This is a genomic window from Kribbella aluminosa, from assembly GCF_017876295.1.
In the GTDB taxonomy this organism is placed as follows: Bacteria; Actinomycetota; Actinomycetes; order Propionibacteriales; family Kribbellaceae; genus Kribbella; species Kribbella aluminosa.
Genome location: NZ_JAGINT010000001.1, coordinates 3,198,070 through 3,223,547, shown reverse-complemented (window position 1 = coordinate 3,223,547; position 25,478 = coordinate 3,198,070). Strand labels below are relative to the sequence as shown.

Annotated in this window: 26 protein-coding genes; 12 read left to right on the top strand and 14 right to left on the bottom strand. The window is 69.5% G+C overall.

What is annotated here, in order from left to right:
* Positions 1–50 precede the first annotated feature (50 nt).
* The 3 genes from JOF29_RS15450 to JOF29_RS15440 are packed head-to-tail and all read right to left on the bottom strand — an operon-like array spanning position 51 to position 3,453.
* Positions 51–1,046 (bottom strand): ornithine cyclodeaminase family protein, encoded by a 996-nt coding sequence (locus JOF29_RS15450; RefSeq protein ID WP_209694887.1) that lies wholly within the window; start codon positions 1,044–1,046, stop codon positions 51–53.
* Positions 1,043–1,936 (bottom strand): ABC transporter substrate-binding protein, encoded by an 894-nt coding sequence (locus JOF29_RS15445; RefSeq protein ID WP_209694886.1) that lies wholly within the window; start codon positions 1,934–1,936, stop codon positions 1,043–1,045. Before JOF29_RS15445 ends, JOF29_RS15450 begins: the two co-directional genes overlap by 4 nt.
* Positions 1,933–3,453 carry an MFS transporter gene (locus JOF29_RS15440; RefSeq protein WP_209694885.1) on the bottom strand — a complete coding sequence of 507 codons (1,521 nt, stop codon included), beginning with the start codon at positions 3,451–3,453 and terminating at the stop codon, positions 1,933–1,935. The genes JOF29_RS15445 and JOF29_RS15440 overlap by 4 nt, the downstream gene beginning before the upstream one ends.
* 104 nt (positions 3,454–3,557) lie before the next feature.
* On the opposite strand from JOF29_RS15440, the gene JOF29_RS15435 reads away from it, so the two are divergent.
* Positions 3,558–4,217 carry a FadR/GntR family transcriptional regulator gene (locus JOF29_RS15435; protein ID WP_209694884.1) on the top strand — a complete coding sequence of 220 codons (660 nt, stop codon included), beginning with the start codon at positions 3,558–3,560 and terminating at the stop codon, positions 4,215–4,217.
* A gap of 237 nt (positions 4,218–4,454) precedes the next feature.
* Here JOF29_RS15435 and JOF29_RS15430 read toward each other — a convergent pair whose 3' ends face one another.
* Both JOF29_RS15430 and JOF29_RS15425 read right to left on the bottom strand, forming a co-directional pair.
* The gene (locus JOF29_RS15430) at positions 4,455–6,512 is read right to left on the bottom strand and encodes a transglycosylase domain-containing protein (RefSeq protein ID WP_307863358.1); all 2,058 of its coding nucleotides are present in this window, start codon (positions 6,510–6,512) and stop codon (positions 4,455–4,457) included.
* A gap of 72 nt (positions 6,513–6,584) precedes the next feature.
* Positions 6,585–9,974, bottom strand: coding sequence for a beta-N-acetylglucosaminidase domain-containing protein (locus tag JOF29_RS15425; RefSeq protein ID WP_209694882.1), 3,390 nt, complete (start codon positions 9,972–9,974; stop codon positions 6,585–6,587).
* Between the two features lie 153 nt (positions 9,975–10,127).
* Between JOF29_RS15425 and JOF29_RS15420 the strand changes: the two genes are divergently transcribed.
* Together JOF29_RS15420 and JOF29_RS15415 are read left to right on the top strand one after the other, a co-directional pair.
* On the top strand, positions 10,128–10,622 hold the full coding sequence (locus JOF29_RS15420) for a DUF3592 domain-containing protein (protein WP_209694881.1): 495 nt from the start codon (positions 10,128–10,130) through the stop codon (positions 10,620–10,622).
* A gap of 39 nt (positions 10,623–10,661) precedes the next feature.
* Positions 10,662–11,129, top strand: coding sequence for an SRPBCC domain-containing protein (locus JOF29_RS15415; protein WP_209694880.1), 468 nt, complete (start codon positions 10,662–10,664; stop codon positions 11,127–11,129).
* A gap of 12 nt (positions 11,130–11,141) precedes the next feature.
* Here the strand turns inward: JOF29_RS15415 and JOF29_RS15410 are convergent, their stop codons facing one another.
* Positions 11,142–11,819 (bottom strand): GAF and ANTAR domain-containing protein, encoded by a 678-nt coding sequence (locus JOF29_RS15410; protein WP_209694879.1) that lies wholly within the window; start codon positions 11,817–11,819, stop codon positions 11,142–11,144.
* A 163-nt stretch (positions 11,820–11,982) separates the two neighbouring features.
* Between JOF29_RS15410 and JOF29_RS15405 the strand changes: the two genes are divergently transcribed.
* The 4 genes from JOF29_RS15405 to JOF29_RS15390 all read left to right on the top strand — a co-directional run bounded on the left by JOF29_RS15405 (position 11,983) and on the right by JOF29_RS15390 (position 14,963).
* The gene (locus JOF29_RS15405) at positions 11,983–12,471 is read left to right on the top strand and encodes a DUF6328 family protein (RefSeq protein ID WP_209694878.1); all 489 of its coding nucleotides are present in this window, start codon (positions 11,983–11,985) and stop codon (positions 12,469–12,471) included.
* Positions 12,472–12,570: 99 nt separating this feature from the next.
* Positions 12,571–13,350, top strand: a complete 780-nt coding sequence (locus JOF29_RS15400; protein WP_209694877.1) for a sigma-70 family RNA polymerase sigma factor — start codon at positions 12,571–12,573, stop codon at positions 13,348–13,350.
* A gap of 17 nt (positions 13,351–13,367) precedes the next feature.
* Positions 13,368–14,132: a GAF and ANTAR domain-containing protein gene (locus JOF29_RS45305; protein WP_307863356.1), complete on the top strand. Its 765-nt coding sequence runs from the start codon at positions 13,368–13,370 to the stop codon at positions 14,130–14,132.
* 84 nt (positions 14,133–14,216) lie between these two features.
* The gene (locus JOF29_RS15390) at positions 14,217–14,963 is read left to right on the top strand and encodes a GAF and ANTAR domain-containing protein (protein ID WP_307863355.1); all 747 of its coding nucleotides are present in this window, start codon (positions 14,217–14,219) and stop codon (positions 14,961–14,963) included.
* A gap of 9 nt (positions 14,964–14,972) precedes the next feature.
* Here JOF29_RS15390 and JOF29_RS15385 read toward each other — a convergent pair whose 3' ends face one another.
* Positions 14,973–15,332 carry a proton-conducting transporter transmembrane domain-containing protein gene (locus JOF29_RS15385; protein ID WP_209694875.1) on the bottom strand — a complete coding sequence of 120 codons (360 nt, stop codon included), beginning with the start codon at positions 15,330–15,332 and terminating at the stop codon, positions 14,973–14,975.
* Positions 15,333–15,717: 385 nt separating this feature from the next.
* Here JOF29_RS15385 and JOF29_RS15380 point away from each other — a divergent pair, with 385 nt between their 5' ends.
* Positions 15,718–16,167, top strand: coding sequence for a DUF6098 family protein (locus tag JOF29_RS15380; protein WP_209694874.1), 450 nt, complete (start codon positions 15,718–15,720; stop codon positions 16,165–16,167).
* A 261-nt stretch (positions 16,168–16,428) separates the two neighbouring features.
* Here JOF29_RS15380 and JOF29_RS44495 read toward each other — a convergent pair whose 3' ends face one another.
* Positions 16,429–16,719: a CBS domain-containing protein gene (locus tag JOF29_RS44495; RefSeq protein WP_281067240.1), complete on the bottom strand. Its 291-nt coding sequence runs from the start codon at positions 16,717–16,719 to the stop codon at positions 16,429–16,431.
* Between JOF29_RS44495 and JOF29_RS15370 the strand changes: the two genes are divergently transcribed.
* The 3 genes from JOF29_RS15370 to JOF29_RS15360 all read left to right on the top strand — a co-directional run bounded on the left by JOF29_RS15370 (position 16,718) and on the right by JOF29_RS15360 (position 19,329).
* Positions 16,718–17,101: a hypothetical protein gene (locus tag JOF29_RS15370; protein WP_209694873.1), complete on the top strand. Its 384-nt coding sequence runs from the start codon at positions 16,718–16,720 to the stop codon at positions 17,099–17,101. The genes JOF29_RS44495 and JOF29_RS15370 overlap by 2 nt on opposite strands.
* Positions 17,098–18,321 (top strand): NRAMP family divalent metal transporter, encoded by a 1,224-nt coding sequence (locus tag JOF29_RS15365; protein ID WP_209694872.1) that lies wholly within the window; start codon positions 17,098–17,100, stop codon positions 18,319–18,321. Before JOF29_RS15370 ends, JOF29_RS15365 begins: the two co-directional genes overlap by 4 nt.
* A gap of 498 nt (positions 18,322–18,819) precedes the next feature.
* Positions 18,820–19,329 carry a GAF domain-containing protein gene (locus tag JOF29_RS15360; protein WP_209694871.1) on the top strand — a complete coding sequence of 170 codons (510 nt, stop codon included), beginning with the start codon at positions 18,820–18,822 and terminating at the stop codon, positions 19,327–19,329.
* A gap of 85 nt (positions 19,330–19,414) precedes the next feature.
* On the opposite strand, the gene JOF29_RS15355 is transcribed toward JOF29_RS15360, so the two are convergent.
* A complete protein-coding gene (locus JOF29_RS15355) occupies positions 19,415–20,344 on the bottom strand; it encodes an iron-containing redox enzyme family protein (RefSeq protein WP_245357607.1) in 930 nt (309 codons plus the stop codon).
* 98 nt (positions 20,345–20,442) lie between these two features.
* Here JOF29_RS15355 and JOF29_RS15350 point away from each other — a divergent pair, with 98 nt between their 5' ends.
* On the top strand, positions 20,443–20,664 hold the full coding sequence (locus tag JOF29_RS15350; protein ID WP_209694869.1) for a CDGSH iron-sulfur domain-containing protein: 222 nt from the start codon (positions 20,443–20,445) through the stop codon (positions 20,662–20,664).
* A gap of 6 nt (positions 20,665–20,670) precedes the next feature.
* On the opposite strand, the gene JOF29_RS15345 is transcribed toward JOF29_RS15350, so the two are convergent.
* From JOF29_RS15345 to JOF29_RS44490, 5 genes are all read right to left on the bottom strand, one after another.
* On the bottom strand, positions 20,671–21,750 hold the full coding sequence (locus tag JOF29_RS15345) for a carboxylate-amine ligase (protein ID WP_209694868.1): 1,080 nt from the start codon (positions 21,748–21,750) through the stop codon (positions 20,671–20,673).
* 9 nt (positions 21,751–21,759) lie between these two features.
* The gene (locus JOF29_RS15340) at positions 21,760–22,776 is read right to left on the bottom strand and encodes a DNA topoisomerase IB (protein WP_209694867.1); all 1,017 of its coding nucleotides are present in this window, start codon (positions 22,774–22,776) and stop codon (positions 21,760–21,762) included.
* Positions 22,777–22,781: 5 nt separating this feature from the next.
* Positions 22,782–23,195: an endonuclease/exonuclease/phosphatase family protein gene (locus tag JOF29_RS15335; protein WP_245358791.1), complete on the bottom strand. Its 414-nt coding sequence runs from the start codon at positions 23,193–23,195 to the stop codon at positions 22,782–22,784.
* Between the two features lie 119 nt (positions 23,196–23,314).
* Positions 23,315–23,965 (bottom strand): alpha-amylase family glycosyl hydrolase, encoded by a 651-nt coding sequence (locus JOF29_RS15330; protein ID WP_443667598.1) that lies wholly within the window; start codon positions 23,963–23,965, stop codon positions 23,315–23,317.
* 42 nt (positions 23,966–24,007) lie between these two features.
* Positions 24,008–25,465, bottom strand: coding sequence for an aminotransferase class I/II-fold pyridoxal phosphate-dependent enzyme (locus tag JOF29_RS44490; protein WP_281067239.1), 1,458 nt, complete (start codon positions 25,463–25,465; stop codon positions 24,008–24,010).
* Between the last annotated feature and the right edge of the window lie 13 nt (positions 25,466–25,478).

Genomic DNA, 25,478 nt, shown 5'->3' with positions numbered 1-25,478 from the left:
GTGGGGGTGTGACCCGCCGTCTCGATCCCGGCGAGCGGCGGGTCACACGTCTAGTTGAGGCGGAGCTCGACGCCCAGGCCGGTACGGCGGGCGGCGTCGACGGCGAGGCGGGCGGCGGCCATGTCCTGCAGGCCGAGCCCGACCGAGTCGAACAGCGTGATCTCGTCGTCCGTACGGCGACCCGGCCGGATGCCGGCGACCACGTCACCGAGCTCGGTGCTGAAGTGCTCCTCCGTGATCAGCCCCTCGGCGAGCGGAACCAGTACGTCGCCCGACTCCCGCCGTACGACGTCGTAGCTGTCCACGACGACCTTGCTGCGGGCGATCCCCGCGCTGTCGATCTCGCGATGATCCGGCCGCGGCGGCGCCCCCACGGCATTGACGTGCAGCCCCGGAGCGAACCACTCCCCCCGCACGATCGGCTCCCTGGAAGGCGTCAACGTACACAGCACCTCGGCCTGCCGGACAACCTGTTCGGGGCCTTCGGCAACAACAACCTCTCCGACCCGGTCCTGGGCATACGCGACGAACGCCTCGACCCGCTCCTTCGTCCGGCTCCACACCACGACCCGCTCGATCGGCAGCACACACGACAGCGCCTCGAGATGAGCCCGCGCCTGCGCACCAGCGCCGACGAGCCCGAGCGTCCGCGCCTGCCGGCGTGCGAGATGTTTGGTGGCAACCGCCGAGGCCGCCGCCGTACGGAACAAGGTGAGCGCCGGCCCGTCCAGGATCGCCTCACAGGTACCGGTCTCCGGATCCACCAGCAGGATCGTCGACTGCTGCACCGGCAGGTTCCGGGCGAGGTTGGCAGGGGTGTCGGTGAGCAGCTTGATGCCCGCGGACTGCGACCCGATCGCCGCGGTCATCGGCACCAGCAACGTCGTACAGCCGGGAACCTGGACCGTCGACCGCTCCGCCTGCACGGCGCCGCCGGTGGACAGCGCGGCGTGCGCCTTCTCCACCGCGTCGATGACGGCCGGCATCTCCAGCGTCTTGGCGATCTCCGCCCGGCTGAGCGCGAGGATCGGCCTGCCGATGCTCATGGCAGCACCATGTCGTTGCAGACCAGATCGTCGTACGCCGGCGACTCGTCGAGCAGACCGTCCTCGACGAGGATCCGCATCCACTCGCCGTACCCGTCCTCGCTGATCCGCAGGTCGTCCCAGATCCCGCTCGCGCGCAGATCGTCGACAATCGACACCAGGACACCGGTGTCCAGCGACGGCCACTCCCGCGCCAGCAGGTCGGTCAGCTCGGCCGCCTCGTGCGCCTTCAGCCAGTCGTACGCGTTCTGCAGCGCGCGGTAGAACCGCTGCACCACCTGGTCGTCGCGGGCGAGTACGTCGTCGGTCGTGTAGTACACGCTGTTCGGCATCAGGCCGCCGGCCCGATCGTGGCGGACGGCAACAAATGCCTGCCGGCGGTGCTCGAGGAACTGGGCGTTCACCAGGTCGGTGACGAGCGCGTCACCCATCCCGCCCAGGAACAGCTCGGTCAGCATGGACCCGGACAGGTCGCGGACCCAGCGCACCTTCGACATGTCGACACCGGCCGCGCGCATCAGCCCGGCGGTGTGCACGAACGGCGCGGTGCCGCCGGCGCCCGGTGCGAGCACGATCTTGCCCTCGAGGTCCTTCCAGTCGAAGTCCGCGACCGGCTCACGGGTCACCAGCGCCTTCGGGTTGCGCGCGTTCAGCTGGGCGAAGGCGCGGTACTCGCGGCCGCGGCCGTGGTACATCGCGGGCACCCACAGGCCGCCCAGTACGACGTCCGCGGTGCCGCCTTCGAGGTCCCGCAGTACCTGCGTCCAGTCGTCCGGCGCGGACCGGGAGAACTCCAGGCCCTCGGCCTCGTAGTACCCGAGCTCGCGGGCGACGTACTCCGGGAGGTAGTTCGGCCAGTGCGAGGTGGCGCTGACGTGTAGACGGGTCATTGTGAGACTCCTTGGGATGTTGTTTCGGAGTTGATGTCCTCGAGCGAGCGGCCGTGCGTCTCCGGCGCGAACCGGCTCGCGACCGCCATCACGCAGTACATGACGGCGATCAGGACGAACACCGCGACCACGCCTGCGTGGTCGAGCAGCAGCCCGGCGCCGATCGGGACGAACGCCCCGGCGACATTGCCCTGGACCGCCACCATCGCGGTGCCGAACGCGCGGACCCGGGTCGGATACAGCTCCGGGGCCCACGCGAAGATCGTGCTGTTCAGCAGCAGCACGAAGAACTGGAACAGTGCGCCGAGGATCAGCACCAGCGCCGGCGACTTGGCCAGGAACCCGAACGCGAGCGCCGCCAGGCAGGCCGCGACGGCACCGCCGGTGATCACCGCGCGGCGCGGCAGCCGCAGCGCCGCCCAGGTCGCCGCGGCGGCGCCGAACAGGCTGCCCAGGTTCATCACCATCGTGAACGCGAGGCTCTTGGTGATCGTGTAGCCCTGCTCGACGAGGATCGTCGGCATCAGCACCAGTACGGTCACCTGCGCACCGAAGGTCATCCACGAGATCACCGCCAGGGACGCCGTACGCCGGAGCAGGACGCCGCGGAACACCTCGGACAGTCGCACCTTCTCGACCGGGGCCGCCATGGCACCGGGGTTCTGGATGTACGGCGTGACCGGGCCGCCGGTGTCCTTCAGGCGGCCGTTCGCCAGCCGGGTGAGGACGCCGTTCGCCTCGTCGATCCGGCCCCGCGAGGCGAGGAAGCGCGGTGTTTCCGGGAGGAACCGCCGGTACACGAGCACGAGCAGCGCGGGCAGCACCAGCAGGCCGAACATCCACCGCCAGCTGTTGTGCGGGCCGCCGAAGAAGTTGCCGAGCGGCCCGAGGATGACGGCCGCGAAGCCGAACGACACCACGTTGCCGAAGCCGCCGGCGCCGACGTTCAGCGAGGCGACCACCGCGCCGCGGTACTTCGTCGACACCAGTTCGCTGAGCATCGTCATCCCGGCGGCGATCTCGCCGCCGAGGCCGACGCCGACGATGAACCGGCCGATCGCGAGTACGGCGTACCCCGGGGCGAGCGCGCAGATCAGCGCGCCGAGACAGTAGATGGCGAGGTTGAACCCGAGCGCGAACCGGCGGCCCTTGTGGTCGCCGAGCGCGCCGGTGACCACCTTGCCGATGATCATCGCGCCGATCGTGACGGTCTGCAGGAAGGCGAGCTCGGGCGTGGAGATGTTCCACACCGACTTCAGCGCCGGGCCGACGGCGCCGAGCGAGTTCTCCTCCATCACGTCGAAGAACGCGCCGAGCAATACCATCAGCAGGATCAGGCGGTGCGCACGGTTGAACGGGATCGCGTCCAGGACGCGACCGACCACCGACACCGCGTCGGAACCGGAGCCGGGCCTAGGGTCAGGCCCAGGAGCAGGCCCAGGAGCAGGCCCAGGAGCAGGCTTGGTCTGGCGAACCTGCTCGGAGGCGAGCTGGTTCGGTGATTCAGTCGAGTGCATCGGACCGACCTCCTCAGGAGGATGTTCGTCGGAACCGAGCCGGGATCTCGGGGTTGCTTGGTGATAGGATTACCAGTCATCTGATGTTTGAGGAAGAGGCTGCGATGAAAAAAGTCGAGCGGGTCTCTCTGGTCGAGTCCGTCGGAACCCAGCTCCGCGAGGAGATCACCGCGGGCCGGTGGTCGGTCGGTGAGCGCATCCCGTCGGAGACCGAACTGGTCGGTCAGCTCGGTGTCAGCCGGGCGTCGGTCCGCGAGGCGGTGCGCGGCCTGGTGCATGCCGGCCTGCTCGCCACCCGGCAGGGCGACGGCACCTACGTGACCGCCCGGGACGCCACCGACGTCGCGATCCGGCGCCGGCTCGGCGTGGCCGAACACAGCGACGTGGTCGAGGTCCGCCGCGGCCTCGACATCGTGGCCGCCGGGCTGGCCGCGTCCCGTCGTACCAGCGCCGACGTCCGCGCGCTGGACAGGGCGCTGATGGCACGGGCCGCTGCCGGCGAAGCGGGTGACGAGGCCGCCTTCGTCACCAACGACGTCGAGTTCCACCTGTGCGTGGCCCGCGCCTCGCACAACCCGGTCCTCATCGAGCTCTACACGAGCTTCGCCCGGGCCCTCGCCGAAAGCGTCCGCGACGACAAGTGCCTGCAGGTCTTCTCGTCCGGCGAGGACAGCTGGCACGAAGCCCTGGCCGCCGCCATCGAAGCGGGCGACAGCACCACCGCTGCCGCTGCTTCGCTGTCCCTACTGGAAAGCAGCACCTGACACAGCACCGGCCGCCGGGCGTCATCGGACGGGCCAGCGTCGGGTTGGCCGGCGTCGGGTTGGCCGGCGTCGGGTTGGCCGGCGTCGGGTCGGTGTACCCGATCAGCGCCTGGACCCGGGCTCGACCCGGTCCCGCCCGGGTAGTGCGGACCTGCACGCAGGCAGAACCCGCCCGAAAGGCCCGAATTCACCCCGTTTCCGGGGGTTTTGCGTGCCTGGAGGTCCACTCGCTTGCGGTTACGGTCCGAGGCTGCCGAGGACGCGGGACGGTGGGGCGGTGAAGTGGTCGCGGGGCAGGCCCTCGAGGGCGCCGCGCATCGCGGTCTCCCAGATCGGGCCGGCGGTGCCGGAGCCGGTCGGGTCGGAGATGGTCTGGCCGTCCAGCGTCTGCCCGATCAGGTTCGTGTACGGCGGGGTCGCGTCGGCGACGACCGCGGCGGCCGCGAGGTTCGGGGAGTAGCCGGAGAACCAGACCGCCAGGTTCTGGTTGATCGTGCCGGTCTTGCCGGCCAGGTCCCAGCTGCCGAACTTCAGGTTCCCACCGGTCCCACCTGGCTGCATGACCGCGCTCAGCACCCGGTTGACGCCGTCGGCGACCCACGGTTCGATGGCCTGCTTGCAGGACTGGGCCGGCGTCGACAGGTACTTGCCGTTCTGGTCGATGACCGACGTGACCAGCAGCGGCTCGCAGTACACGCCGCGGGCCGCGAAGGTCGCGTATGCGTTCGACAGCATCAGCGGGGTCACGTACCCGACACCGAGCGTGAACGAGACGACCTGCTCCAGCGGCTGCAACGTCTGCGCGTTGTACATCCCGAGCTTGGCCGCGATCGTGGCCGGCGCGCACAGCCCGGTCTTGCGGGACAGCTGCAGGAAGTACGTGTTCACGGAGTACCGGGCGCCGTCGACCATGGTGAAGTTGCCGCTCTTCAACGAGTTCTTCGGCTGGTAGTTCTGGTCGCGCGTCCACCCCGTGCAGGTCCGGAACGGGACCATGCTCAGGTCGATCTGTTTCGGTGAGTCGATCTTGTAGTCGATCGGGATCCCCTGCTGGATCGCCGCCGCGATCGTGAACGCCTTCATCGTCGAGCCGTTCTGGAACCCGCCGTACCCGCCCGCGTACGACTTCTCGACGTTGTAGTTGTACGCCGTCTCGTGGCGCCCCTCGCCGTACGGCGTGCTCTGCACCATCGCCTTGACCAGCCCGGTGCCCGGCTGGACGACCGTGAGCGCGGCGATCGTGTTGTCGGTCGGCTTGCTGTGCTCGTCGATCGACTTCTGCGCCGCGGCCTGGATCCGCGGGTCGAGCGACGTCCGGATCGTCAGCCCGCCGGTCTTCAGGTACTGGTCGCGGACCGCGACCGTCGCGCCGAGCGCCGGGTTGGCGAGCAGCTTGGAGACGACGTACTCGCAGTAGAACGGGAACGCCGAGTTGCCGCAGCCGTTCGGCACCAGGTGCATCTGGGACAGGTCGATCACCGGCGACCGGAGGGCCGAGTTCGCCTCGGCGAGCGAGATGACGCCGAGCTGCAGCATCCGCTGGATCACCGTCGCGCGCCGGTCGGTCGCCTGCGCGGGGTGGGTGACCGGGTCGTACCCGCTCGGGTTCTTCGCCAGCCCGGCCAGCATCGCAGCCTCCGGCAGGCTGAGGTCCGCGGCGTTCACGCCGAAGTAGTGCTGGGCGGCCGACTGCACGCCGTACGCCCCGTCGCCGAAGTTCGCGAGGTTCAGGTACCCGTCCAGGATCTGGTCCTTGGACTGCTGCTGCTCGACCGCGATCGCGTACCGCAGCTCGACGAGTTTCCGCTGGTACGTCGGGGCCGTCGCGGCGCGCTGCTCCGCCGGGGTCCGGGCGTTCTCGAGCAGCGTCAGCTTCACGTACTGCTGAGTGATGCTCGAGCCGCCCTGCTCGGTGCCTTGGGTGTGGTTGCGGATCAGCGCGCGCATCGTGCCCTGCAGATCGATCGCTCCGTGCTGATAGAACCGCGAGTCCTCGGTCGAGATGATCGCCTGCCGCATCACCGGCGCGACCTTGTCCAGCCCGACCGGGACCCGGTTCTCCTCGTACAGGTTCGCGATCAGGCTGCCGTCCGCGGCCAGGATCCGCGTCCCGACGTCGGCGGGCCGGCTGTTCAACGCCTTCGGCAGGCTGCGCAGCGTGTCCACCACCGCCTCGCTGGCGACGCCGACGAAGCCCGCGATCGGCACGACCAGGCCGGCCGCGAGGGCGCCGGCGAGCGCACTGACGCCGAAGAGCCGCGTCAGCAGCCGGACCCCGTGCCCACCCGTACGCACCACTCCACGGTAGGTCGCCGGTGCGCCCCACACACGCCCCTCTCAGCGTCCTCTCATCCGGCGCCTCATCTGCTAGGTCGCGGGGTAGACCTCCAGTTCGTAGAGCGAGTAGCCGTACTGCGTTGCCCGATGGATGCCCTGCAGGCGGACGTACCGGGCGGTGGTATCGAGCCAGAGCGTGTCGACACCACCGTCGCCGTTCGCGACCTCGGTCGCGGTCGTCCAGGTGGTCCCGTCGTCGGACACCTGGATCCGGTACGCCGATCCGTATGCCGTCTCCCAGCGCAGTACGACCTTGCCGAGGCGGGTCGGAGTACCGAGGTCGACCTGCAGCCAGGAGGCGTCGTCGTAGCCGGAGGCCCAGCGGGTGCCGGGGTTGCCGTCGACGGCCAGGTCTGCGGTGAACGACGTACCGGGCTCGATGCTGGAGGCAACGGCCGGGCGGTGCAGGGCGATGTTCGTCGTCGCGGTCCGCGGACGGACGGCGACTGGTAGCACTGCGTCGAAGACGGTCCGCCCGACGGTGAGTTTTACCGGGATGTCCACGTCGGCGAGGGGTGCGTCGGCGGGTGGCGTCAGCTTGACCGGGACGGACTGGGTGAAGCCGCGCTTGACCCTGACGGACGACGCCGCGTCGACCGTCCAGCCTGTCGGTGGCGTGATGGCGAGCGTGCCGCTGACGTCGGCGCCGCGTTCGGCCGCGACGTCGACGGTGAAGGTCGAGGTCTGGCCGCGGACCACGTCGGCACGGTTCTCGTCGACACGCACCGCGGCCAACGGGGTGTCGGACCACAGCGGAACCACCTCGGCCACGGCCGGCGTACCGCCCGTCCACACCAGCCGCACGGCTTCCGCCTTCAGGTCCGCTACCGGAAGCTCGGCGTACGCCGACGACACGGAGCCGACGCGCTGCCACACTCCCCCGACCTGAACCTCGACGTCCGCCGACCCGACGGTCCGCTGCAGGACCGTGAGACCGGCCAGCTCCCGCGGTGTCGACAATCCGATTGTCAACACATCGCCGGCGACGGGCGCGGTCGACGGCACGTAGGCGGTGTCGAGGTTGCCGTCCACGGCCTGCTGGAACGACGAGCCCGCGGCGGGGGCCGGCGTACCGCTCGCGGTCAGGGTGGTCGTCCGCCCGCCGATCGTCTCGACCGTGAACTCGCGGACGACCAGCCAGTAGTCGCTCGAGCTCAACGAGCGGTACCGGACGTAGCGCGCGGTCGTGCCCGCCGGGGCCGTGGCACGTACCTCGGCCGTGGTCGCGCGGGTGAGCTCGGTCCAGCGGGTGCCGTCGGCCGAGTACTCGAGCGCTCCGGAGTGGATGTAGTCGTTCGGGCTCGACGACTTGCCCATCAGGATGGTGATCGATCCGATTGTCGACAGTTGACCAAGATCGACGCGGATCTCGGAGCCGGAGCTCGGCGAGCCGTTGCTCCAGTAGTACGTGTTCGGGTCGCCGTCGATCATCCGGGCCGGCCCGTTGTCCTGGTACGTGCCGAGGCTGGTCGTCGCCGTACGTCCGGGCTGGACGCCGAGCCAGCGGTCCTGGACGCGGGCGGTCTCGGCGATCAGCTCGTCGACGACGCCCTCGCCGATCCGCGGATAGGTGCCGCTGTGCGGGAGCCGGCTGTCGCGGATCGCCTTCGCCTGGGCGACGAGTGCGCTCACCTGCTGGCGCGCGGTCCAGGCGCGCGCTCCGTCACCCGCATCCAGGGCGGCCAGCAGATCGATGGCGCTGTTCATTGCCTGGCCCCACAGCTCCGTTGCCTTGAGCCACGATTCGGCCTGGACGGCGAAGGCGGGGTCGACCACCTTGGCGCGGATGGTGGCCGGAGCGGCGGCGATCGCGTTCACCTTCGGTCGCAGTACCGCGATCGCTTCGGGACGGCGGCCGGACCGCCACAGCTGCCAGAACTGGTCGACCGCGGCGGCGAACACCGGAGCGCTCTCCGGGTGCAGCGTGCCGTCGTACGTGTTGAGATCGGCGAACACCTGGAGGGCGGCGGTCACACCCGGGTCGCCGCCCGCCCGTTCGGCGAGAGCGCGACGCCAGGACGCCTGCGGGTCGTACTTCGCGGGATTCCAGCCGAGCTCGGCGAACGAGTACAGCGCGACCTTGCTGACCGCGGCCTGGTTCATCGGGTTCGAGATGACGCCGGCGACGCTGTCCGCGATGGCCGGTTCGCGGCCCGTGTACGGCGCGAGCAGCAGTCGGCCGGCCGCGTAGTCGTTGACCGGGTAGTTGTCCCAGATCAGGATGTCGTGGCCGAACACCGCCTTCGCCTGGGCCGCCTGCGCCGCGGTGATCGTCCGCGGCACCACCCCGATCCCGGTCCAGTGCACGACGACGTGGCTGTCGAGCTGGTCGCGCAGGGCCTGCTTGTACGGTGTCTCGCTGACGTTGTAGTACTCGGTCGGCACCATCTGCAGCGGGGCGACGTCCGGCTTGGTCTGCACCCATTCGCGCTGCACCCGGTTCAGCAGATCGCTCTGCGCCCGCCCGGCGGCGCCACCGCCCGTCCCGTACTTCGCCTTGTCCGCGTCGCAGTGCCAGCTGTTGTAGTCGATGTCGTCGAGCGGCACGTTGAACGAACGCGCGCCGACGTCGTACAACGCCTCGAACTTCGCGATCAGCGCCTGGAAGTCGGCCTCGGACGTGTAGCAGATCGACAGGCCGGGCGACAGCGCGAACGTGAAGTCGACCTTGTTCTGCCGGGCGCGGGTGACCAGCTCGGCGAGCTGCGCGAGCTTGTCGGCCGGGTACGGGTCGCGCCACTGCTCGCGGTGGTACGGGTCGTCCTTCGGCGCGTACTCGTAGGTGTTCATCCGGTGCTCGCCGAGGTAGCTGAGCTCGTCCAGCCGGTCGGCCTGCGACCACGGCGTACCGTAGAAGCCCTCGATCGCGCCGCGGTAGCGCATCGTCGGCCAGTCGCGGATCGCGACACCGGGCAGCCGGTCGCGTCCGGCGTGAGCCTGGATCAGCTGGGCGAACGACTGCGCCGCGTAGTAGGTGCCGTCGGCATCGACGCCGTCGAGCACTACCTGGGCCCGGTCGTCCCGGCCGCGACCGGCAGCCAGTACGTACCCTTCGGCGGGGAGCCCGGTGCTGTCCTTGACGCGGAGCGCGTTGAGCACCTGCGCGTCGCGGCCCAGCCAGATCGTGGTCGGCGTACCGGGGTCGGCGCCGTCGGTGGTCCGGACCGTCTTCACGCCGGCGCGGGCCAGCGCCTGCCGTACGACGCGCTCGGCGTCGGCATCGGTGCGCGCCGTACGGACGAGACCGACCACCGGGGTGATCGGGAAGCCGTCGTCGCGCTGCACGAGCTGCTGCGGCTGGGGGGACACGGCGACGGGTAGTGAGACGGCTGGTGGTGGGGCGGCGCCTGCCAAGGGCGGCGCGATCGCGAACGGGGCGGCCAGGGCGAGCACGCAGACAGCAGACCGGAGCAGGCGCATCGAGTCTCCTCGGACAGGCGGGTGCCGACAGTTAGCCATTGCGCAGAACTGCTCGTCAAGGCTTGAAGACAGGCAGATTCAGGCATTCGGTACCGCGACGCGGCGCGCCGGTTCGAGTGGACAGAACGCGGACGCCGAGTTCTCTTGAGAGCTGTGAGCACCCAGTGTTCGGCGCGGCGGCTGACCCGCCGGAGGCAACTCGGCGTCGTCGTCACCTGGACCGTGTTCACTGCGATGGCGGTCGGCATGTTCACGGTCGGCATCGTCACGCTGTTCTGGGGCGTCCACCGGATCAACGACCTCGGCGACCTGGCCGACCACCAGGCCCGGGCGCGCGGCGAGATCGTCGCCGCCCACAAACTCCCGTCCGAGCCCCAGGGAACGGGCGGCGGCACCGAGGTCACGATCGGCTTCAGATCCGCCGACGGCAGCTTCCACACCACGACCCAGACCCCGCAGCTGTGGAGCCACGCCCGGCACATCGGCGACAAGGTCGATATCGTCTACGACCAGCGCAACCCGGACTCCTTCTACACCACGTCCCTGGGCGTAGAACGCTTCCGCAACATCCTGATCCTCCTCCTGGCCGCCACCATGCTCATCGGCACCCCGGTCGCCTACATCATCTACGCCCGCGAGGCCCTGTAGCCGCGACTACCAGGAGCGATGGATGGGCACTAGGGACGTATGGCGCACACAACGCACCCAGAACGGACGGCTAGGGCGCCACAGCTCAGATATGTCAGGACGCTGAATTGTGACGCGGACCGCCTGTGGAACCTCATCACCAGGCCGGAACTCCTCAGCAGCTGGCTTGGGGCCACGCTGCTGAGTGACACGCAGTACGGCGGCTTCCTGGTCGCGATCGCGCACCATGCGCAGCAGACCGGCATCGTCACGACCTGCGAACCACCGCACTACTTCCAGGCAGACTTCAACGACCCGCCGCATCGACCGAGCACGGTCCTCGTGGACGTGGTCCCGGCGCGGAGCGGCTCCCACCTGATCCTGACGCAGGGTGGCATCTCGGCCGGCCGCCTCCACCACTACGACATCTTCTGGACGACCGCCCTCGAACGCCTCGTCCACGCGGCCGCCGGCCACGCCCCGCTGCCCGCGGTCACCCACCTCCCGACGTCGGCAGGAGGCGGGTGATCCCCCGGTCGGTCACCGGTTGCGGGTGTTGACGACTTCGAGAGCGACGTCGCGGAGTTTGGTTCTGGTTTCCTGGGAGTAGCGGCGCAGGATCGCGTACGCCTGGTCGCCGTTGAGGCCGAAGCGCTCCATCAGAATGCCCATCGCCTGGCCGATCAGCCGGCGGGCGTCCATCTGGTCCACCAGCGCGGTCGTGTGCCGGGCGGTCGCGACCGCGATCGCCGTGTGCCGGGCCAGGATCTCGGCGATCGCCTCGTCGTCGAGAGTGAAGCCCTGCGGCTTCGCGTGGTACAGCGACAGCACGCCGAGCGGTTCGCCGGTGGTCAGCGGCACGTGCAGGACGCTGCCGACCGGGAGATCGGCCACGAACCTGCTCCACAACGGCCAGCGGGTGTCGGTCGCGGGATCGGCCACGTGCACGGCCACGCCGGTCGACAAGGCGTGCAGCATCGGCCCGTCACCGATCGTCAACTGCCACTGCAGGATCCGCTCGACCACCGGATCCGTCGCCGCCACGATCTCGGCACCGCCACCCGCCCGGGCCAGCTCGATCGCGACGTACCGGCACCCGACGGCGCTCAGGGCGAAGACAGCCACCGCGTCGGCCGTCTCGTCGATCCCGGAGACCGAATGCAGCTCGACCGCCAGCCGGGCGAAGGCCGACGCCACGTCCGGATCAGAGCCCAGCATCCCACCACCTCCCCAGTCACCGTCTCCCCTAGCCAGCATTATTGTGCGACAGCCGTCGCCGCCGGTCGAGAGCATCAAGTGCTGAGGCATCCGGTGGCTGGTGATGCAGGTGTCGGGGGTGTCCTGCCGGGTACCGGCCCGGTACGACGGAAGGCGGGCGGTCATGGATTCGCTCAAGGATTCGCTCACGTACCAGCGCGCCGGTGAGACGTCCGGTGAGCGGCTCGATCGGCACTGGAACGAGCTGCTGCAGGAGCTGCGGCTGATGCAGACCGGCACGCAGATCCTGTTCGCCTTCCTGCTCGGTATCGCGTTCCAGAACCAGTTCCACAGCACGGACGGGTTCACGCACGCCGTCTACGCGTGCACACTGACCGCCGCAGCGCTCGCGGTCGTGTTGTTCCTGGCACCTGTGGCCTTCCACCGGGTCCTCTACCAGCAGGGCATGCGTGATCGCCTGGTCGCGATCACCGACCGGCTGGCCCGCGGCGGTATGGCGTTCCTCGTCATCTCGATGTGCGGAGGGTTGCTGATCGCGCTGGAGGTCGTACTCCCCCGTGGTGCCGCTGTTGCGGTGGTGGCCGGGGTGCTGGTCTGGTTCCTGGCGTTCTGGCTGGCGATCCCGGCGTACGTCAGGCACAAACACCGATGATTCACCGGCGGAAACGGCGGGTACCCATTGGTGGTCCCGGTTGCGGTCCAAACCATGCGCCGCACTCGGCCGGGACGGACACAGGCAGGACAACCCGCAATGGCAACGAGTAGTCCAGTCCAGGCGTCCCACGCCGAACAGTCCGCCCGGACAGAGCATCTCCTCCGGGCAGCCCACGTCAGCCGCGGCCAACGCCGTGCGCAACTCCTCGACGAGGCAATCGTCAGCGGCGTACCGCTCGCCCGCACGATCGCCCGCCGGTACCGCGGTCGCGGGGTCGACAACGAAGACCTCGAGCAGATCGCCGTCGAACACCTGATCCGGGCCGTCCGCAACTACCGGCCGGCCCTGGACTCGGATTTCCGGTCGTACGCCGTACCGACGATCCGCGGCGGGATCCGGCACCACTTCCGCGACAACGCCTGGGCGATCAAACTCCCCCGGCGGCTGCAGGAGATCCAGTCCCGGGTGAACGCGGTACAGACCACGCTCGCACTCACCCTCGGGCACTGGCCGGACCATGCCGAGCTCGCCGAGGCGATCAGTGTCGACGTCGCCGAGATCGTCGAGGCCGAACAAGCCCGCGGCTGTTTCCAGCCGACGTCGCTGGACGCCGAGCGGACCACGGAGGCCGGCACCCCGGTACCGGCGCGTGAAGTTGCCCAGCCCGGCAACACCTACGAACTCGTCGACCAACTCCACTCCCTCCTGCCGGTCGTCGACCGCCTTCCGGAGCGGGATCAGCTGATCCTGCGCAGACGCTTCGTCGACCACTACACGCAGGCGGAGATCGGCGCCGAGATCGGAGTCAGCCAGATGCAGGTCTCCCGGCGGCTCCGGACGATCATCGGCCACCTCCAACTCGCGCTGTCGGCCTGACACCGGCCGCGGGACGTGTGACCGGCGCGAACAAGGGCACAGGAGAACACAACTGGCCGGGCCGGACGGCCCGGATCGACTCACGGGAGACGACGGTTGTGGATCGGGCAGCGGTGCTCGGGCGCCTTGCCGGGCTCGTCGCTGCCACCGACCCGCGGCGGCGACTCGCGGTCAGGCTGTGCGAGGCGAGCCGGGTCCTCGCCGGCGGCCGGGGCAGCTCGATCAGCATCAACAGCGACGACGTCGGCAACAGGATGACGCTGGCAGCGACCGACGGCGTGGCCGCGCAGCTCGAGAGCCTCCAGGACGTCCTCGGCGAAGGCCCCTGCCGGGACGCCTACCGGCGCAACGAACCCGTGGTCACCGGTCTGCAGGGCGCCGCCGACCGGCTGTGGCCCGAGTTCACCCGGTCCGCCCTGGAGACGGCCGGTGACGTCACCATCCACTGCTTCCCGATGCGGCCGACGGGCCGGCCGCTCGGGGTCTACAGCATCTACACCGAGATCGGTTTGCACCAGCCCGCCGACGTCGTCCAGTTCCTCGCCGACGCGGTCGGTGCCGCCGTACTGCACGACACCCCTTCGCGGGAGCGGGACGACGGGCCTTGGGCTGCCAGGTCCGTGGTTCATCAGGCGACGGGGATGGTCGTGGTGCAGTTGCGAGTAGCGCCGGAGGACGCCTTGGCGATCCTGCGGGCGCACGCCTTCGCCCATGACGCGACCATGAACGAGATCGCCGACCAGATCGTCACCCGTCGACTCGACTTCCGGGAAGGCACCTGAGCTGGCACGAGCCCGTCCCACGCCGGAGTGCGTCGGTCAGCGGTATGTCTGGGCCGGCGGGCGGACGCGATGCATGATGTACAGGTGAACGACATCGATCGGCGAAGAATCGGTGCGGAAGGTCCTGACGGGGAGCCTCCGGTGCGGTCGGACCTCGGGCAGGCCGCTGACGTCTTCTCCCGGCTGGCGCTCGAGATGCACCAGGCGGACGGTGTGGACGAGACCGTCCAGGCGGTGGTCGAGTTCGCGATCCAGGCACTGAACTGCGAGTACGCCGGCGTCGCCCTGCGCACCGCCGGCGGCCGTCCGGAGGTGCCGGCGGTCACCGATCCGACCGTCGCCGGGATCTACCAGTTCCAGATGGCCGGCGCGGACGGCCCGTTGGTGCTCTGCATGGAGGAACGCGCGACGGTCGCAATACCGGACCTCGTGCAGGAGGCACGCTGGCCCGACTGGGCGAAGAAGGTACTCGACCTCGGGGTCCGCAGCGTTCTCGACGTACCGCTGTGGACCGGGGCCGGCACCGTCGGTGTCCTAGGCCTCTACAGCAAGCAACCGGACGCCTTCGGCCCTGACGAGGAGGCGGTCGCCTACATCCTGGCCCGGCACGCCGCGGTGGCGGTGGCGGCCGCCCGGCGCGAGGAGCATCTGAAGGTCGCGGTCGACGCGCGGAAGCTGGTCGGCCAGGCAATGGGCATCCTGATGGAGCGCTACAACCTGAACAGCGAGCAGGCCTTCCAGGTGCTCAGGCGCTACTCCCAGGACACCAACACCAAACTCCGCGAGGTCGCCCAGCAGCTGATCGACAGTCGCCGCCTGCCGACCGTCTGAGCGGTACCCTTACCAGCTGGTGAGGGTAAATCCCGAAAACCGGTGTTTCGGGCAGTGACTACCGCACGGCAGTACGCCGAGCGCCGCAACCGCCCGCCAGAACCGCGAACGCGCCAGGCCGCCCAGCTGCGACAGCCTGGTCATCCCGGTGGCGTGCACGATCGCGCCGGCGCACAGGAAGAGCAGCGTCTTGAACAATGCGTGGTCGATCAAGTGGTAGACGAACCCGGTGACCGCCGTGAGCGATCCGGCGCCGGCGATCGCCGACACTGGACCTGGAGCCGCGGAGTGTGCGTCGGCCAGCCAGCAGTGGAACGGCATCAGCCCGGCCTTCGTCCCGAATCCGGCCAGCAACAACCCAAGCGCCACCAGGTCCGCCGTACGAAGATCGCCGGCCGGCGCGTGCAGCTGGCAACAGCAGGTTCCCGACCATGGCGGTGAGCAACGCGTAGGTCAGGCCGAACGGCTCGGCGGTGCCTGTGATGACACCCTGCTGAGCAGCGGAGCGAGTACGGCGCCGCCGATCGGCAACACCACCGCCACCGGAAGCAGCGCGGGATTCACCGTCACCCGCGCGGGTCGCGGACCCGGTCGGCATCCAGGGTCCGGTAGTGCTGGGCGATACGGACAACGGTGACGAGCAGTACGGCGGTTACCGCGACGCCGATGACGCACCTCCCAGGTCGAGATCGTGCTGCGTCGGTGCCTACGGCGTACGGGCGTATGCACCCTGCGCCACGGGTGCCGCGAGTACATGCAAGGACTGTTCGCACCCGGCGCAACGCTCTCGCAGCCGCCGGACATCGACGACCTCGCGGCCCTGGTCGACCTCGTCGCGACCCGCAGCGAGGTGTTCCTCCGGTACTCCGAAGGACCGAACGCCGACGCACGCGCCGGACCGAGCCGGGACTACGAGGCCGACGTGGACCTCTCCGGCCTGTCCGTGACCACCGTCGAGCCGGAGCCGTGGTGGCCGCGGGCAACCATCCAGTGGACCGCCCGGCGGCTCTTCAAGTACGCCGAACTCGGCGACGCCGAAGGCCGGTACCCGTGGCTGCTCACCGGCGACATCGCCGGATACGGCCCGGATCACGAGCCACTGCTCGTCAACGTCCGCCCGCTGGCACGGATCACCCCGCCCCTTCTCGACCAGGCCCGAACCGTCTACGAACAACACTTCCACGTCGGCAAGAACTCGACCTAGCCGCACGCCGACGTCAGCCCCGCAAACAACCCCGTCGGTCCCCGGTCCCTCCGGGTGAGTCCGCAGATGAGCACCCGACAACGACGTCGACGCAATGTGGCCCACTGAGCTGGCCGGCCCACAAAGCTGGAGGGTTGCCCACTCATATTTTCAGTGGGCAACCCTCCAGCTCGACCGGCAACCCCGGCCACGTCACCTCCGCCCAGTGGATCGCGGAGGATCCCACACATCAGTCACCAGCGCCGGAATTGTCTCAGGCAACTAGCCGAGTCCGGAGGCATTGAACAGGTTGTGGTGGCCCGGGACAGGAAATACCAGGTGCAACGGCACCGGCACCTGTTCACAGACCCGGACCACGGCGCCGTACCGTCGGCGACGCACTTCACGACCGATGTCGCGGTCGGTCAGCATGCCCTTCAGCCGGTTGTCCTCGCCGCAGATCGGCAGCGCGCCGACATCCAGGTCGCGCATCTTCCGGGTGCCCGCCGGTACCGTCGGGGTACCGCGCAGTCGCCGGTTGAAGGGTGTGACGCCGGGGAACTGGTTCTCCATGAAGGTCGTTGCCGTGTGCCTCGGTTGCCTGCTGGTGGTGACCGGCTGCGAGTCGACCGCCGACCGCGTGCAGATCAATGCGCAGAGCCTGCACACCGACGCCGTCGACGGGGCAGTCCTGGCCGGCGAGATCGTCGCGGGCCGGGCCGGACCGACGTTCGCCCGGGCGCACGCCCAGGAACTGCAGGACGACACGAGCCAGATCGAGAAGAACGTCTACGACCAGCGGCTCCCGCGGTACGACGATTTGCAGCAGCTCGCCGATCAGATCGGAGCCGCCCTGGGGTCGATCGCGACCCGGCCCGACGACACCTCCCTCGCCCAGAGCGCCCGCGCGACGCTGCTGCGGCTCGCCGCCGACGCCGCCAGGATGACGCCATGAAGCGGCTCTTCGGCGTTGCCCTCGGCATCATCGCGGCGCTCGGCGGCTTCGTCGACATCGGCGAGCTGGTGTTCAACAGCCAGGCCGGTGCGCTCTTCGGCTATCGAACGCTGTGGGCCGTCCTGGTCGGCGTCATCGTCAGTGTCGTGCTGGCCGAGCTCAGCGGCCGGGTCGCGATCGTCGCCCGGAAGGCGAACTTCGATCTGGTCCGCGACCGCTACCCCCGATGGTTGTCCACGACGACCTTGGTGGCCGGTCTGGCGGTGTGCCTGATCACCTTGTCCGCTGAGCTCGGCGGCCTCGGACTGTTGTTGCACTATCTCCTCGGCTGGAACGAAGGCTTCTTCACGCTCGTCGGTCTGCTCATCGTCGTCGCGTCCAGTCTGCTGCTGTCGTTCGGCATGATCGAGCGCGTCTTCGGGTACGCCGGCCTGGGCCTGGTCGTCTATCTGATCGCGATGTTCCATCACGGGCCGGCGTGGCACGAGATCGGCCGCGGGTTCGTGCCGGGCGGCGGCGGGCCGCAGTACTGGTACTTCGTGGTCGGCATGACGGCGGCCGCGATCATGCCGTACGAGATCTACTTCTACTCCTCCGGCGCCATCGAGGAGAAGTGGACGACCAAGGACCTGCCGGTCAACCGCGCCAACTCGGGTCTCGGGTTCCCGCTGGGCGGGCTGATCGCGGCCAGCCTGACGATCGTTGCCGCTCAGCAACTGATGCCACTGGGGCTCACCCCGGACAGCCTCGCGACCGTGCTCCAGCAGGCCCTGCACGAGCTCGGGCCGATCGGGTTCTACGCCGCCGCCATCGGGGCCTTCGCCGCGATCGGTGGTGCCACCATCGACAGCGCGTTCTCCTGCGGGTATGCGCTCGCCCAGCACCAGGGCTGGCCGTGGGGCGAGACGAAGGGCATCCGCGGCGCGCCGCGCTGGTTCGCGACCATGCTGGCCGCGGCCGGTATCGGCTTCGCGGTCGTCCAGACCCGCGTGCATCCGGTCCAGCTGACGGAGTACGCCGTGATCGTCTCGGCGCTCGCCATGCCGCTGTCGTTCTATCCGATCGTCCGGGTCTCGCAGGACCGCGAGGTGATGGGCGAACACGCCAGCGGGATCGTCGCGCGACCGATGGCCTGGCTGTCGTACGCCGTGATCTGCGTCGTCGCGATCGCCGGACCGATCCTGATGCTCGTCACCCATAACGGCGAACTGAAGCACTGACCCACCCGGATGAGCCTGAGCTCAGACGAATCCGGTCGACGATTCTCTGACCAGTCTCTGACCGGCGGTACGCCGAACTCGGCCGCTTGCCCTGTACAGCGAGGACGCCGCGGCCCAGTTTCAGCGCGATGACGAGTGCGGGCAGCACGGCCGTGGCACACCGCTCCAACGCTTTCAGATCGCCTACGCTCCACGGTCTGGCGATCGGCTTCTCGACAGACATGAGCGACTCCCTTCCCAGGTGTGACCGGCTGGTCCGCGTCCGTGCCCGGCAGCGGTCTCCGACAAACGAACTGCTACCCGATGACAACGAAAGTGCGCTTGACGGCGGGTGGGTTCGGTTGTCTCATGGAGACGGATCCTCCAACAGTGCGGGGTTTCAGCGGCCGGTGATCGTCAGCTTCGGGACGTTGCCAACAGCAACGGCGCTCTCTGCGGGCTCCAGTAGGGCTCGAGCAGCTCGCCGGCACCGGTCCGGCCTTCGGAGGATCGACAGCTATGCACGGTCAGCTTGCGCGGGAGTTCGCCGAGACGGCGGCACGACTGCGGGATCGGGACCCGGGTGAGCTCCTCGACGCGATCGTGGAGTTCGCCGCCCCCACGGTCGGATGTCGCCATGCCGGCCTGATGCTGTGCGGCCGGGGGCGGACCTTGCGGTGCGGGCGAGCGACCGACGCGGAGGCAGCCCGGGCCGACCACCTGCAGGTCGCCGTCCGGCAGGGTCCGTGCTGGTCGTCCCTGGCCCGCCCGGACGGTCCGGCCGAGATCCTGGTCGACGACACCGCCCGCGAGTCCCGATGGCCGGCCTGGAACCGCCCGATGACCGAACTCGGCCTCCGGAACGTGCTGAGCTCGCGTCTGGACACCGTTGGCGGGACCATCGGATTTCTCACCTGGTACGACGAGGCGCCGCACGGCTTCGACCCGGACTCGATCACCGTCGCCCACGTGCTCGCGCTCCACGCCGCCGAACCGCTCGCGCGCGCCCTCGAACACACGGTGAGCTGACCACGGGAGCAACGATCAAGCCGACTACCGCCGCCGGCCGCTTCCCGGACGGCGGCTGCGAGGTGCTCGTGAATGTCTGTGACCTTCACCCGCACCGCCGCTCGACCGGGCCGGTCCACCGCGAGAGCAGATAACCGGCGAAGAGATCGTCGACCGTCAGGGCGCAGCGCGCGCCGAACAGGACATCGCCGATCGCCTCGGGATGTTCCTGCACGTAACCGCCGCACAGGTCGTGCGCGGCGATCTGCTCGTGCACCGCGTCGGCCTCGACGTGCTCGGTGAAGTAGCGGGCCTGGTCCTCCGAAGCGCCCAGCCGGATCGCGCCGGTCGCGTACTGCCGGTTCGGCAGCGTGGACGTCATCTCGAGCGCCGCGAGATGGCCGACGAGCGCGCCCGTCCAGCGATGATGCAGGGCGAACAGCGACATCACGTTCGACACGGCCAAGGTGACAGCCGATACGTCGGGAACGTAGCGGCCGTAGCTGTCGTCGAGCAGCAGCCAGCGCATCGTCGTACGGAAGAGTTCCGAGTGCATCCGCTCGCACCGGCCGCCGCCGTACTCATCGGCCTCGATCTCGACCAACGCCGCCTTGGCAGCTCCGTCGAGGCGTGCGATGCCGAAGCTGTGCGGGTCGGCCTCCTTGAGCTGGTACACGGAGCGGTTCAGCACGAACTCGCGGAACTGGTCGCGGGTCGCATGCCGGCGCAGGTACGGCGCCAGTCGCGGACCGTCGGCGCCGTCGATCAACGACCGCAGTTGCACCGGCACCGGTCGCGTACCCGGCGTGACCCGGCAGGTCGCTTCCAGCCAGTCGACCCACGGCTGCTCCAGCCGCGAACGGAAGGCGATGACGTCCGGATCCCATTGCCGGTCGGGATCGACGTCGTCGAAGCCGCGGTACTGCAGTTCGTAGGCGATCCAGAGCGCCAGCTGAAGATCGTCGTCCTCGTACGGACGGGTGGAAGTGACGGTCTCGACGGCAACGGCATCGGCCCGCGTGAGACTGTCGATCATCCAGGTACTGAGCGGCCCACGGGCCGGTGGTAGTTGCATCCTCGACCGGTACCCGCCGGAATCTCGTAGATTCGCCCACAGCTGGGTACCGCAAGGACATGACTGAGATCCGCGCGTACCCGGACGGGCCGCTGCTGGTTCGCGGCGACTTCGAGCTCCTGGACGAGACCGGCGACCCGCTCCCGGCGGCTCGCCGTACGATCGCCCTGTGCCGCTGCGGCCGCACCGCGATCCCACCGCTCTGCGACGGCACGCACACCCTGCCGCTCAGTCAGCATCCGCGAGTCGGAGATCGGGGTGGAGACGCCAGGAAGGGGTGAGCAGCCTCATCCGCCGAACACGTCCGCGAGCCACGGCAGGACCCGATGTGGGCCGAGTGCTCGCAGGTGATCCACCGGCGGGTTGTCGACCAGCGCCCGTACGTCGTCCAGCCCTCCCGGCGCGTACAGCTCCGCGGCGTCGACGAGGTGGTGCAGGCATCGCCGGGTGGAGCGAGCCGCGCCAGTGCGGAGGTCGAGCAACTCGCCGTGGACGCCGTCCCGCAGCGCGGCCCAGCGGTTCTCGGCGATCCGCCAGGACGACGCCGGCGCCGGGAGCTCGCCGAGATGATGGAGGTCGGTGAGCCTGACGGCTAGGGCGTACACGAACCGGACGATCGCGCCGGCCCGCTCCGTCGTCGCCGGTACGTCGAGAACCCGCAGCTCGAGTGTGCCGAAGCGGACGTGCGGGCGGAGCTCCCACCACCACTCCGACGGATCGGTCACGGCTCCTCCGCGGACCGCCCACTCCAGGTCCTCGGCGAACTGTTCCCACGACGAAATGATCGGCGGCACACCCTGGCGCGGCAGTTGCCCGGCGATCACCGGACGCACCGAGCAGAGCCCGGTGTCCCGCCCGGCGGCGAAGGGCGCGGTGCCCGCCAGGGCAGCCAGCTCCGGCAGGAGATCTCGTAGCGCGTGGTAGACGGCCAAGGTGCAGTCGGCGTCACCGAAGGCCAGGTGGACCTGCAACGACGACACCAACTGCCGCCTGATGATCTCGCGGTACCGGCCGCCGAGGCCGCCTGCTCGCGCCGTCGCCGACAGCTCGACGGGACCGTCGACCAGCGGATGAACCGGAGCAGCGATCACGGCTTGCCCCGGGCCGCAAGCCTTCGACAGCCGCGTCCGGCACCGGCGTAGTTCCTCGACCGCGACGGACGGGTCCTTGTACACGGAGGTCGCGATCTCGACCTGGCAGGCGGGCAGCTCCTGCTTGATCCGCGGATCGCCGATGTCGTCCAGCATGTCCGCAGCCGCAGTAGGCAGCCAGCTCCTCCGGTCCACCAGCAGCAGCTCCTCCTCCAGCCCGATGGTTCCGGGAACGGTGCCGGCGAAGGCCGCGCCGAGTGCCAGATCGTGGGCCACCCCCCTCACCTACTCGCGGGCGTCCTGGTCGAGGATCTTGTTCACCGATCGTTCCAGGCCCGCCCGGGCGTCCTCGTCGCCGAGGTCGTCGCCGACGCGTCGTACCGTGTCCGCGATCGTCCGGCCGTGCTCGAACTGCTCGACGACGCGCGGATCGACGTACGACGAACGCGCCACCGCCGGAGTGTTGCCGAGGTGGTCCGAGACCTCCTCGAGCATGTCCTTGACGGCTGCGTTCAGCGCCTGCTTCGTGGCCGGAGGATCGGCCTCGGCGAGATCCACCGCGGCATGTACCGTCGCGGTCCAGGTCCGCAGGTCCTTGACCGTGAAGCCGTCGCCCACCAGCTCGTGGAAGCGCTCGTTGATCATGCCGGCGTCGATCTCGTGGTACCCGTCGGAGTCGCGGAAGACCAGCAGCCGCGGGCTCTGATGCCGGCCGCGCTTCAGCGAACGCACCGCCGCCACCAGCTTGTCGTCGTCCAGTTCGACAGTACGGCGTTGCCCGCCCTTCGCGCGGAAGTCGAACACCAGCCGGCCCCGGCTGACCCGGACGTCCCGGCGCAGCAACGTGGCCGCGCCCCGGCTGCCGTTCTCCTCGGCGTACCGCGTGTTGCCGGTCCGGAAAACGCCGTAGTCCAGCATCCGCAACGCGACCGCCAGCACGCGCCGCCGGTGCAGGCCTTTCGTATCGAGGTCCGCGTCGACCGCCTCCCGGAAGGCCGGCAGCTTCCGGGCCAGCTGACGGACCCGATCGTGCTTGTCCGCGTCCTGCGTCACCCGCCAGTCGTCGTGGTACAGGTACTGCCGCCGCCCGGCCTGATCGGTCCCGACCGCCTGGATGTGCCCGTTCGGAACGGGACAGATCCACACCTCGGTCCAGGCCGGCGGGATCGCCAGCGTCCGGATCCGCTCGACGACGTCGGTGTCGTCGATCACGTTGCCCTCGGCATCGAGGTAGCTGAACCCCGTTCCGCGGCGCCGGCGGCGGAAACCTTCGGAGTCCGGATGGCTGCGGCGCAGTCGCATGATGCTCAGCCGACCGGTACGTCGGCGACGACCGCGTAGTGGTCCGACGGCGGGCGGCCGTGGTCCTCGTCGCCACCGGTCTTGAGCTCCGACACCAGTGCGGCCAGCGAGGTGGCCTGGGCGGAGCGTTCCCGCTGATCGTCCCCCTCCCAGTCCAGGCAACCGGTGATGAAGCGCAAGCTATCCGTTCCCAGCCCGAGCTGTACGCCGGGATCGGGGTCCTGCGGCATCCTGGACGGTGCGAAGACCGGCGTCATACCGAGCGCGAGCCCGAGTAGACCGGCCTGCGCCTCACCGTCGCTGCTCCAGATCTCCTGCAGGGCAACGAAATCCGGTCGTTGCCCACACACCGTCTCGGCGATCGCCCGCTGGCGGCGCAACCAGCCGTCACCGAGCCGTCCCCAGACGTTCCACGTCATGAACCTCACTGCCGCCTCACCTTCCTCGGATCGCCCCATGCCGGTACCCGCGACGACCCGAGGACACGCCGGTGAGCGCTACTCGTTCTTCTCGGCGGCATGCCGCGGATACGCGTAGATCAGCTGCAGGTAGTCGGATCCGGCGACCGCAGGGAGGGCGGACGCCACCACCCGGGTGCCAGCTCGATGAGGAACCAGTAGCCGTCCTCGCGCTCGTCGGTCAGTGCCGCCTGCGGGACCATGTAGGGCACGGCGTCCACGCGGACGCCGTCCACGCCGCGGTCCAGCCAGTGCCGGATGATCCCGGCGATCTCCGCGCGGACCTCCGGTCGGCCGACGTCCAGGTCCGCCTCGTGCCGGTAGAACGTCTGCCGGTAGTACCTTCCGGCGTGCTCGTCGTACGTCCAGATCGAGTCCTCGACCCCCGGGAGCACCGGCCCGGGCAACGCCGGATCGTCGCGCGACTCGGCCGCCCGACGTAGTAGTCGCGGTACGACGAGTTCGACGATCACCCGAAGATCGAGCCGATGGCATCGCTCGGCCAGGTTCTCTGAGTCCGCCATCGTCCCGAACCGCGCGGAGACGTCGCGATGGTCGACCACGTCGTACCCGGAATCCAGGTACGACGAGACGTAGAACTGCTGCAGCCAGACCGTGTCCGCGCCGACCCGCGCGGATATGGCGGAGCTTCGGGGCACGCCCTCGAGGCCGCCGACGCCGTCGGAGTCGAAGAACGTCGCCGCAGCTGGTCGATCACCCGTCCGTCGAATCGCAGGTCCAGCCGGTCCCCGTCCGGCGCGCGGCGACGCGTCTCAACCCGCGCGAACCACCCGGATCGTGCGGACCGACGGGTCGGCGGCGTCCGGCACGGCCATCGTCGCGGCGACGCCGGTGCGGAGGTAGTCCACGACGCCCGCGGTGATCCGCTCCCCCGGCAGGATCGCGGGGATGCCGGGCGGGTACGGCGTCAGCTGCTCCGCGGCGGTACGGCCGACCGCATCCCCGGACGGAACCGCCTCCTGTGCGGCGAAGAACGCCTCCCGCGGCGACATCACCGACTCCAGCTCGAGATCCTCCGGCCGCGGCAGTACAACGGACCGCGGCGTCGGCAGCGACGTACGGGTGAGATCCCTGAGCCCGGTCACCAGCCGGTCCGCCGACTTCTCGTCGTCGGCAAAAGTGAACTGGGCAATGATCCGCCGGTGGTCCGACAGGCCGACGTTGATCGCACGCTCGGCGCGCAGCCAGTCCGAGGCCTGGTAGCCGGAGATCCCGGCGTCCAGCGTGTCGATCATGATCTGCAGCCGGTCGAGGTCGTGCGACGCCTCTTTCGCGACCAGCCGCTCCTCGAGCACGTTCAGGCCCGGCAGCCCATCGATCTCGGCGCGCGCCGACCGCGCCAGCCGTAACGCAGTACCGAGCAACTCGGTTCCGTTGCGGACCATCTGCCGACGCCAGCCGTCCATCGCCGCGAAGAAGAGCACGTTCGGGCTCGTGGTCGACAACAGGTCGGCGCTCTGCTTCAGCCGGACCGGGTCGACGAGGCCGCCCTGCAGGTGGAACACCGACCCCTGCTCGAACCCGGCTCCCATCTTGTGGATCGACACCACACAGACGTCGGCGCCGGCGTCCATCGCCCAGGTAGGCAGGTCGTCGTGGAACGGCAGGTGCGCACCCCACGCCTCGTCCACGATCAGCGGCTTCCCGCGCCGGTGGCAGACCTCGGCGATCCCTTGGAGATCACTGCAGGTCCCGTACGGCGACGGACTCGTGACCAGCGCGCCGACCGCGTCCGGATGCTCCTCAAACGCTTGCTCGAAAGCGTGCGGCGACGGCGGATGGGCGAGGTGCAGCTCGGCGTCCCAGCGCGGCCGCACCCACACCGGACGAATCCCGGTCAGCGTGAGGCCGGCGATCACCGACTTGTGGGCATCCCGCCCGATCAGCATCACGTCGTCCGGTGCCGCGACGGCCATCATCGCGCTCTTCACGGACAGCGAGCTGCCACAGGTCGAGAAGAACGCCTGCTCGGCGCCGACCGCGTCCGCCATCAGTTCCTGCGCCCGTTCCAGCACCTTGCCGCGACTCAGCCGGTCGTCCATCCCACCGGTCGCCAGCAGGTCCGACCTGAAGACGTCGGCGCCGAGGACCTCCAGGACCGGCCGGTCGGCGCCCCGGCCCTGCTTGTGGCCGGGCGGGCAGAAGTTCGCGTAGTCCTGCCGGTGGTAGGCCGCCAGGGCGTCCAGCACCGGGCTCTCGTCGTGGTTCATGGCTGCAGCTCCT

What these genes read in the sequence shown, in the direction of transcription:
- JOF29_RS15360 (WP_209694871.1), top strand. Translation starts at nt 18,820, where the DNA reads ATGCACGGTCAGCTTGCGCGGGAGTTCGCCGAGACGGCGGCACGACTG.
- JOF29_RS15370 (WP_209694873.1), top strand. Translation starts at nt 16,718, where the DNA reads ATGAAGGTCGTTGCCGTGTGCCTCGGTTGCCTGCTGGTGGTGACCGGC.
- JOF29_RS15410 (WP_209694879.1), bottom strand. Translation starts at nt 11,819, where the DNA reads ATGCTGGGCTCTGATCCGGACGTGGCGTCGGCCTTCGCCCGGCTGGCG.
- JOF29_RS15350 (WP_209694869.1), top strand. Translation starts at nt 20,443, where the DNA reads ATGACTGAGATCCGCGCGTACCCGGACGGGCCGCTGCTGGTTCGCGGC.
- JOF29_RS15340 (WP_209694867.1), bottom strand. Translation starts at nt 22,776, where the DNA reads ATGCGACTGCGCCGCAGCCATCCGGACTCCGAAGGTTTCCGCCGCCGG.
- JOF29_RS15445 (WP_209694886.1), bottom strand. Translation starts at nt 1,936, where the DNA reads ATGACCCGTCTACACGTCAGCGCCACCTCGCACTGGCCGAACTACCTC.
- JOF29_RS15435 (WP_209694884.1), top strand. Translation starts at nt 3,558, where the DNA reads ATGAAAAAAGTCGAGCGGGTCTCTCTGGTCGAGTCCGTCGGAACCCAG.
- JOF29_RS15335 (WP_245358791.1), bottom strand. Translation starts at nt 23,195, where the DNA reads ATGACGTGGAACGTCTGGGGACGGCTCGGTGACGGCTGGTTGCGCCGC.
- JOF29_RS15355 (WP_245357607.1), bottom strand. Translation starts at nt 20,344, where the DNA reads ATGATCGACAGTCTCACGCGGGCCGATGCCGTTGCCGTCGAGACCGTC.
- JOF29_RS15440 (WP_209694885.1), bottom strand. Translation starts at nt 3,453, where the DNA reads ATGCACTCGACTGAATCACCGAACCAGCTCGCCTCCGAGCAGGTTCGC.
- JOF29_RS44490 (WP_281067239.1), bottom strand. Translation starts at nt 25,465, where the DNA reads ATGAACCACGACGAGAGCCCGGTGCTGGACGCCCTGGCGGCCTACCAC.
- JOF29_RS15450 (WP_209694887.1), bottom strand. Translation starts at nt 1,046, where the DNA reads ATGAGCATCGGCAGGCCGATCCTCGCGCTCAGCCGGGCGGAGATCGCC.
- JOF29_RS15365 (WP_209694872.1), top strand. Translation starts at nt 17,098, where the DNA reads ATGAAGCGGCTCTTCGGCGTTGCCCTCGGCATCATCGCGGCGCTCGGC.
- JOF29_RS15400 (WP_209694877.1), top strand. Translation starts at nt 12,571, where the DNA reads ATGGCAACGAGTAGTCCAGTCCAGGCGTCCCACGCCGAACAGTCCGCC.
- JOF29_RS15405 (WP_209694878.1), top strand. Translation starts at nt 11,983, where the DNA reads ATGGATTCGCTCAAGGATTCGCTCACGTACCAGCGCGCCGGTGAGACG.
- JOF29_RS44495 (WP_281067240.1), bottom strand. Translation starts at nt 16,719, where the DNA reads ATGGAGAACCAGTTCCCCGGCGTCACACCCTTCAACCGGCGACTGCGC.
- JOF29_RS15415 (WP_209694880.1), top strand. Translation starts at nt 10,662, where the DNA reads ATGGCGCACACAACGCACCCAGAACGGACGGCTAGGGCGCCACAGCTC.
- JOF29_RS15380 (WP_209694874.1), top strand. Translation starts at nt 15,718, where the DNA reads ATGCAAGGACTGTTCGCACCCGGCGCAACGCTCTCGCAGCCGCCGGAC.
- JOF29_RS15425 (WP_209694882.1), bottom strand. Translation starts at nt 9,974, where the DNA reads ATGCGCCTGCTCCGGTCTGCTGTCTGCGTGCTCGCCCTGGCCGCCCCG.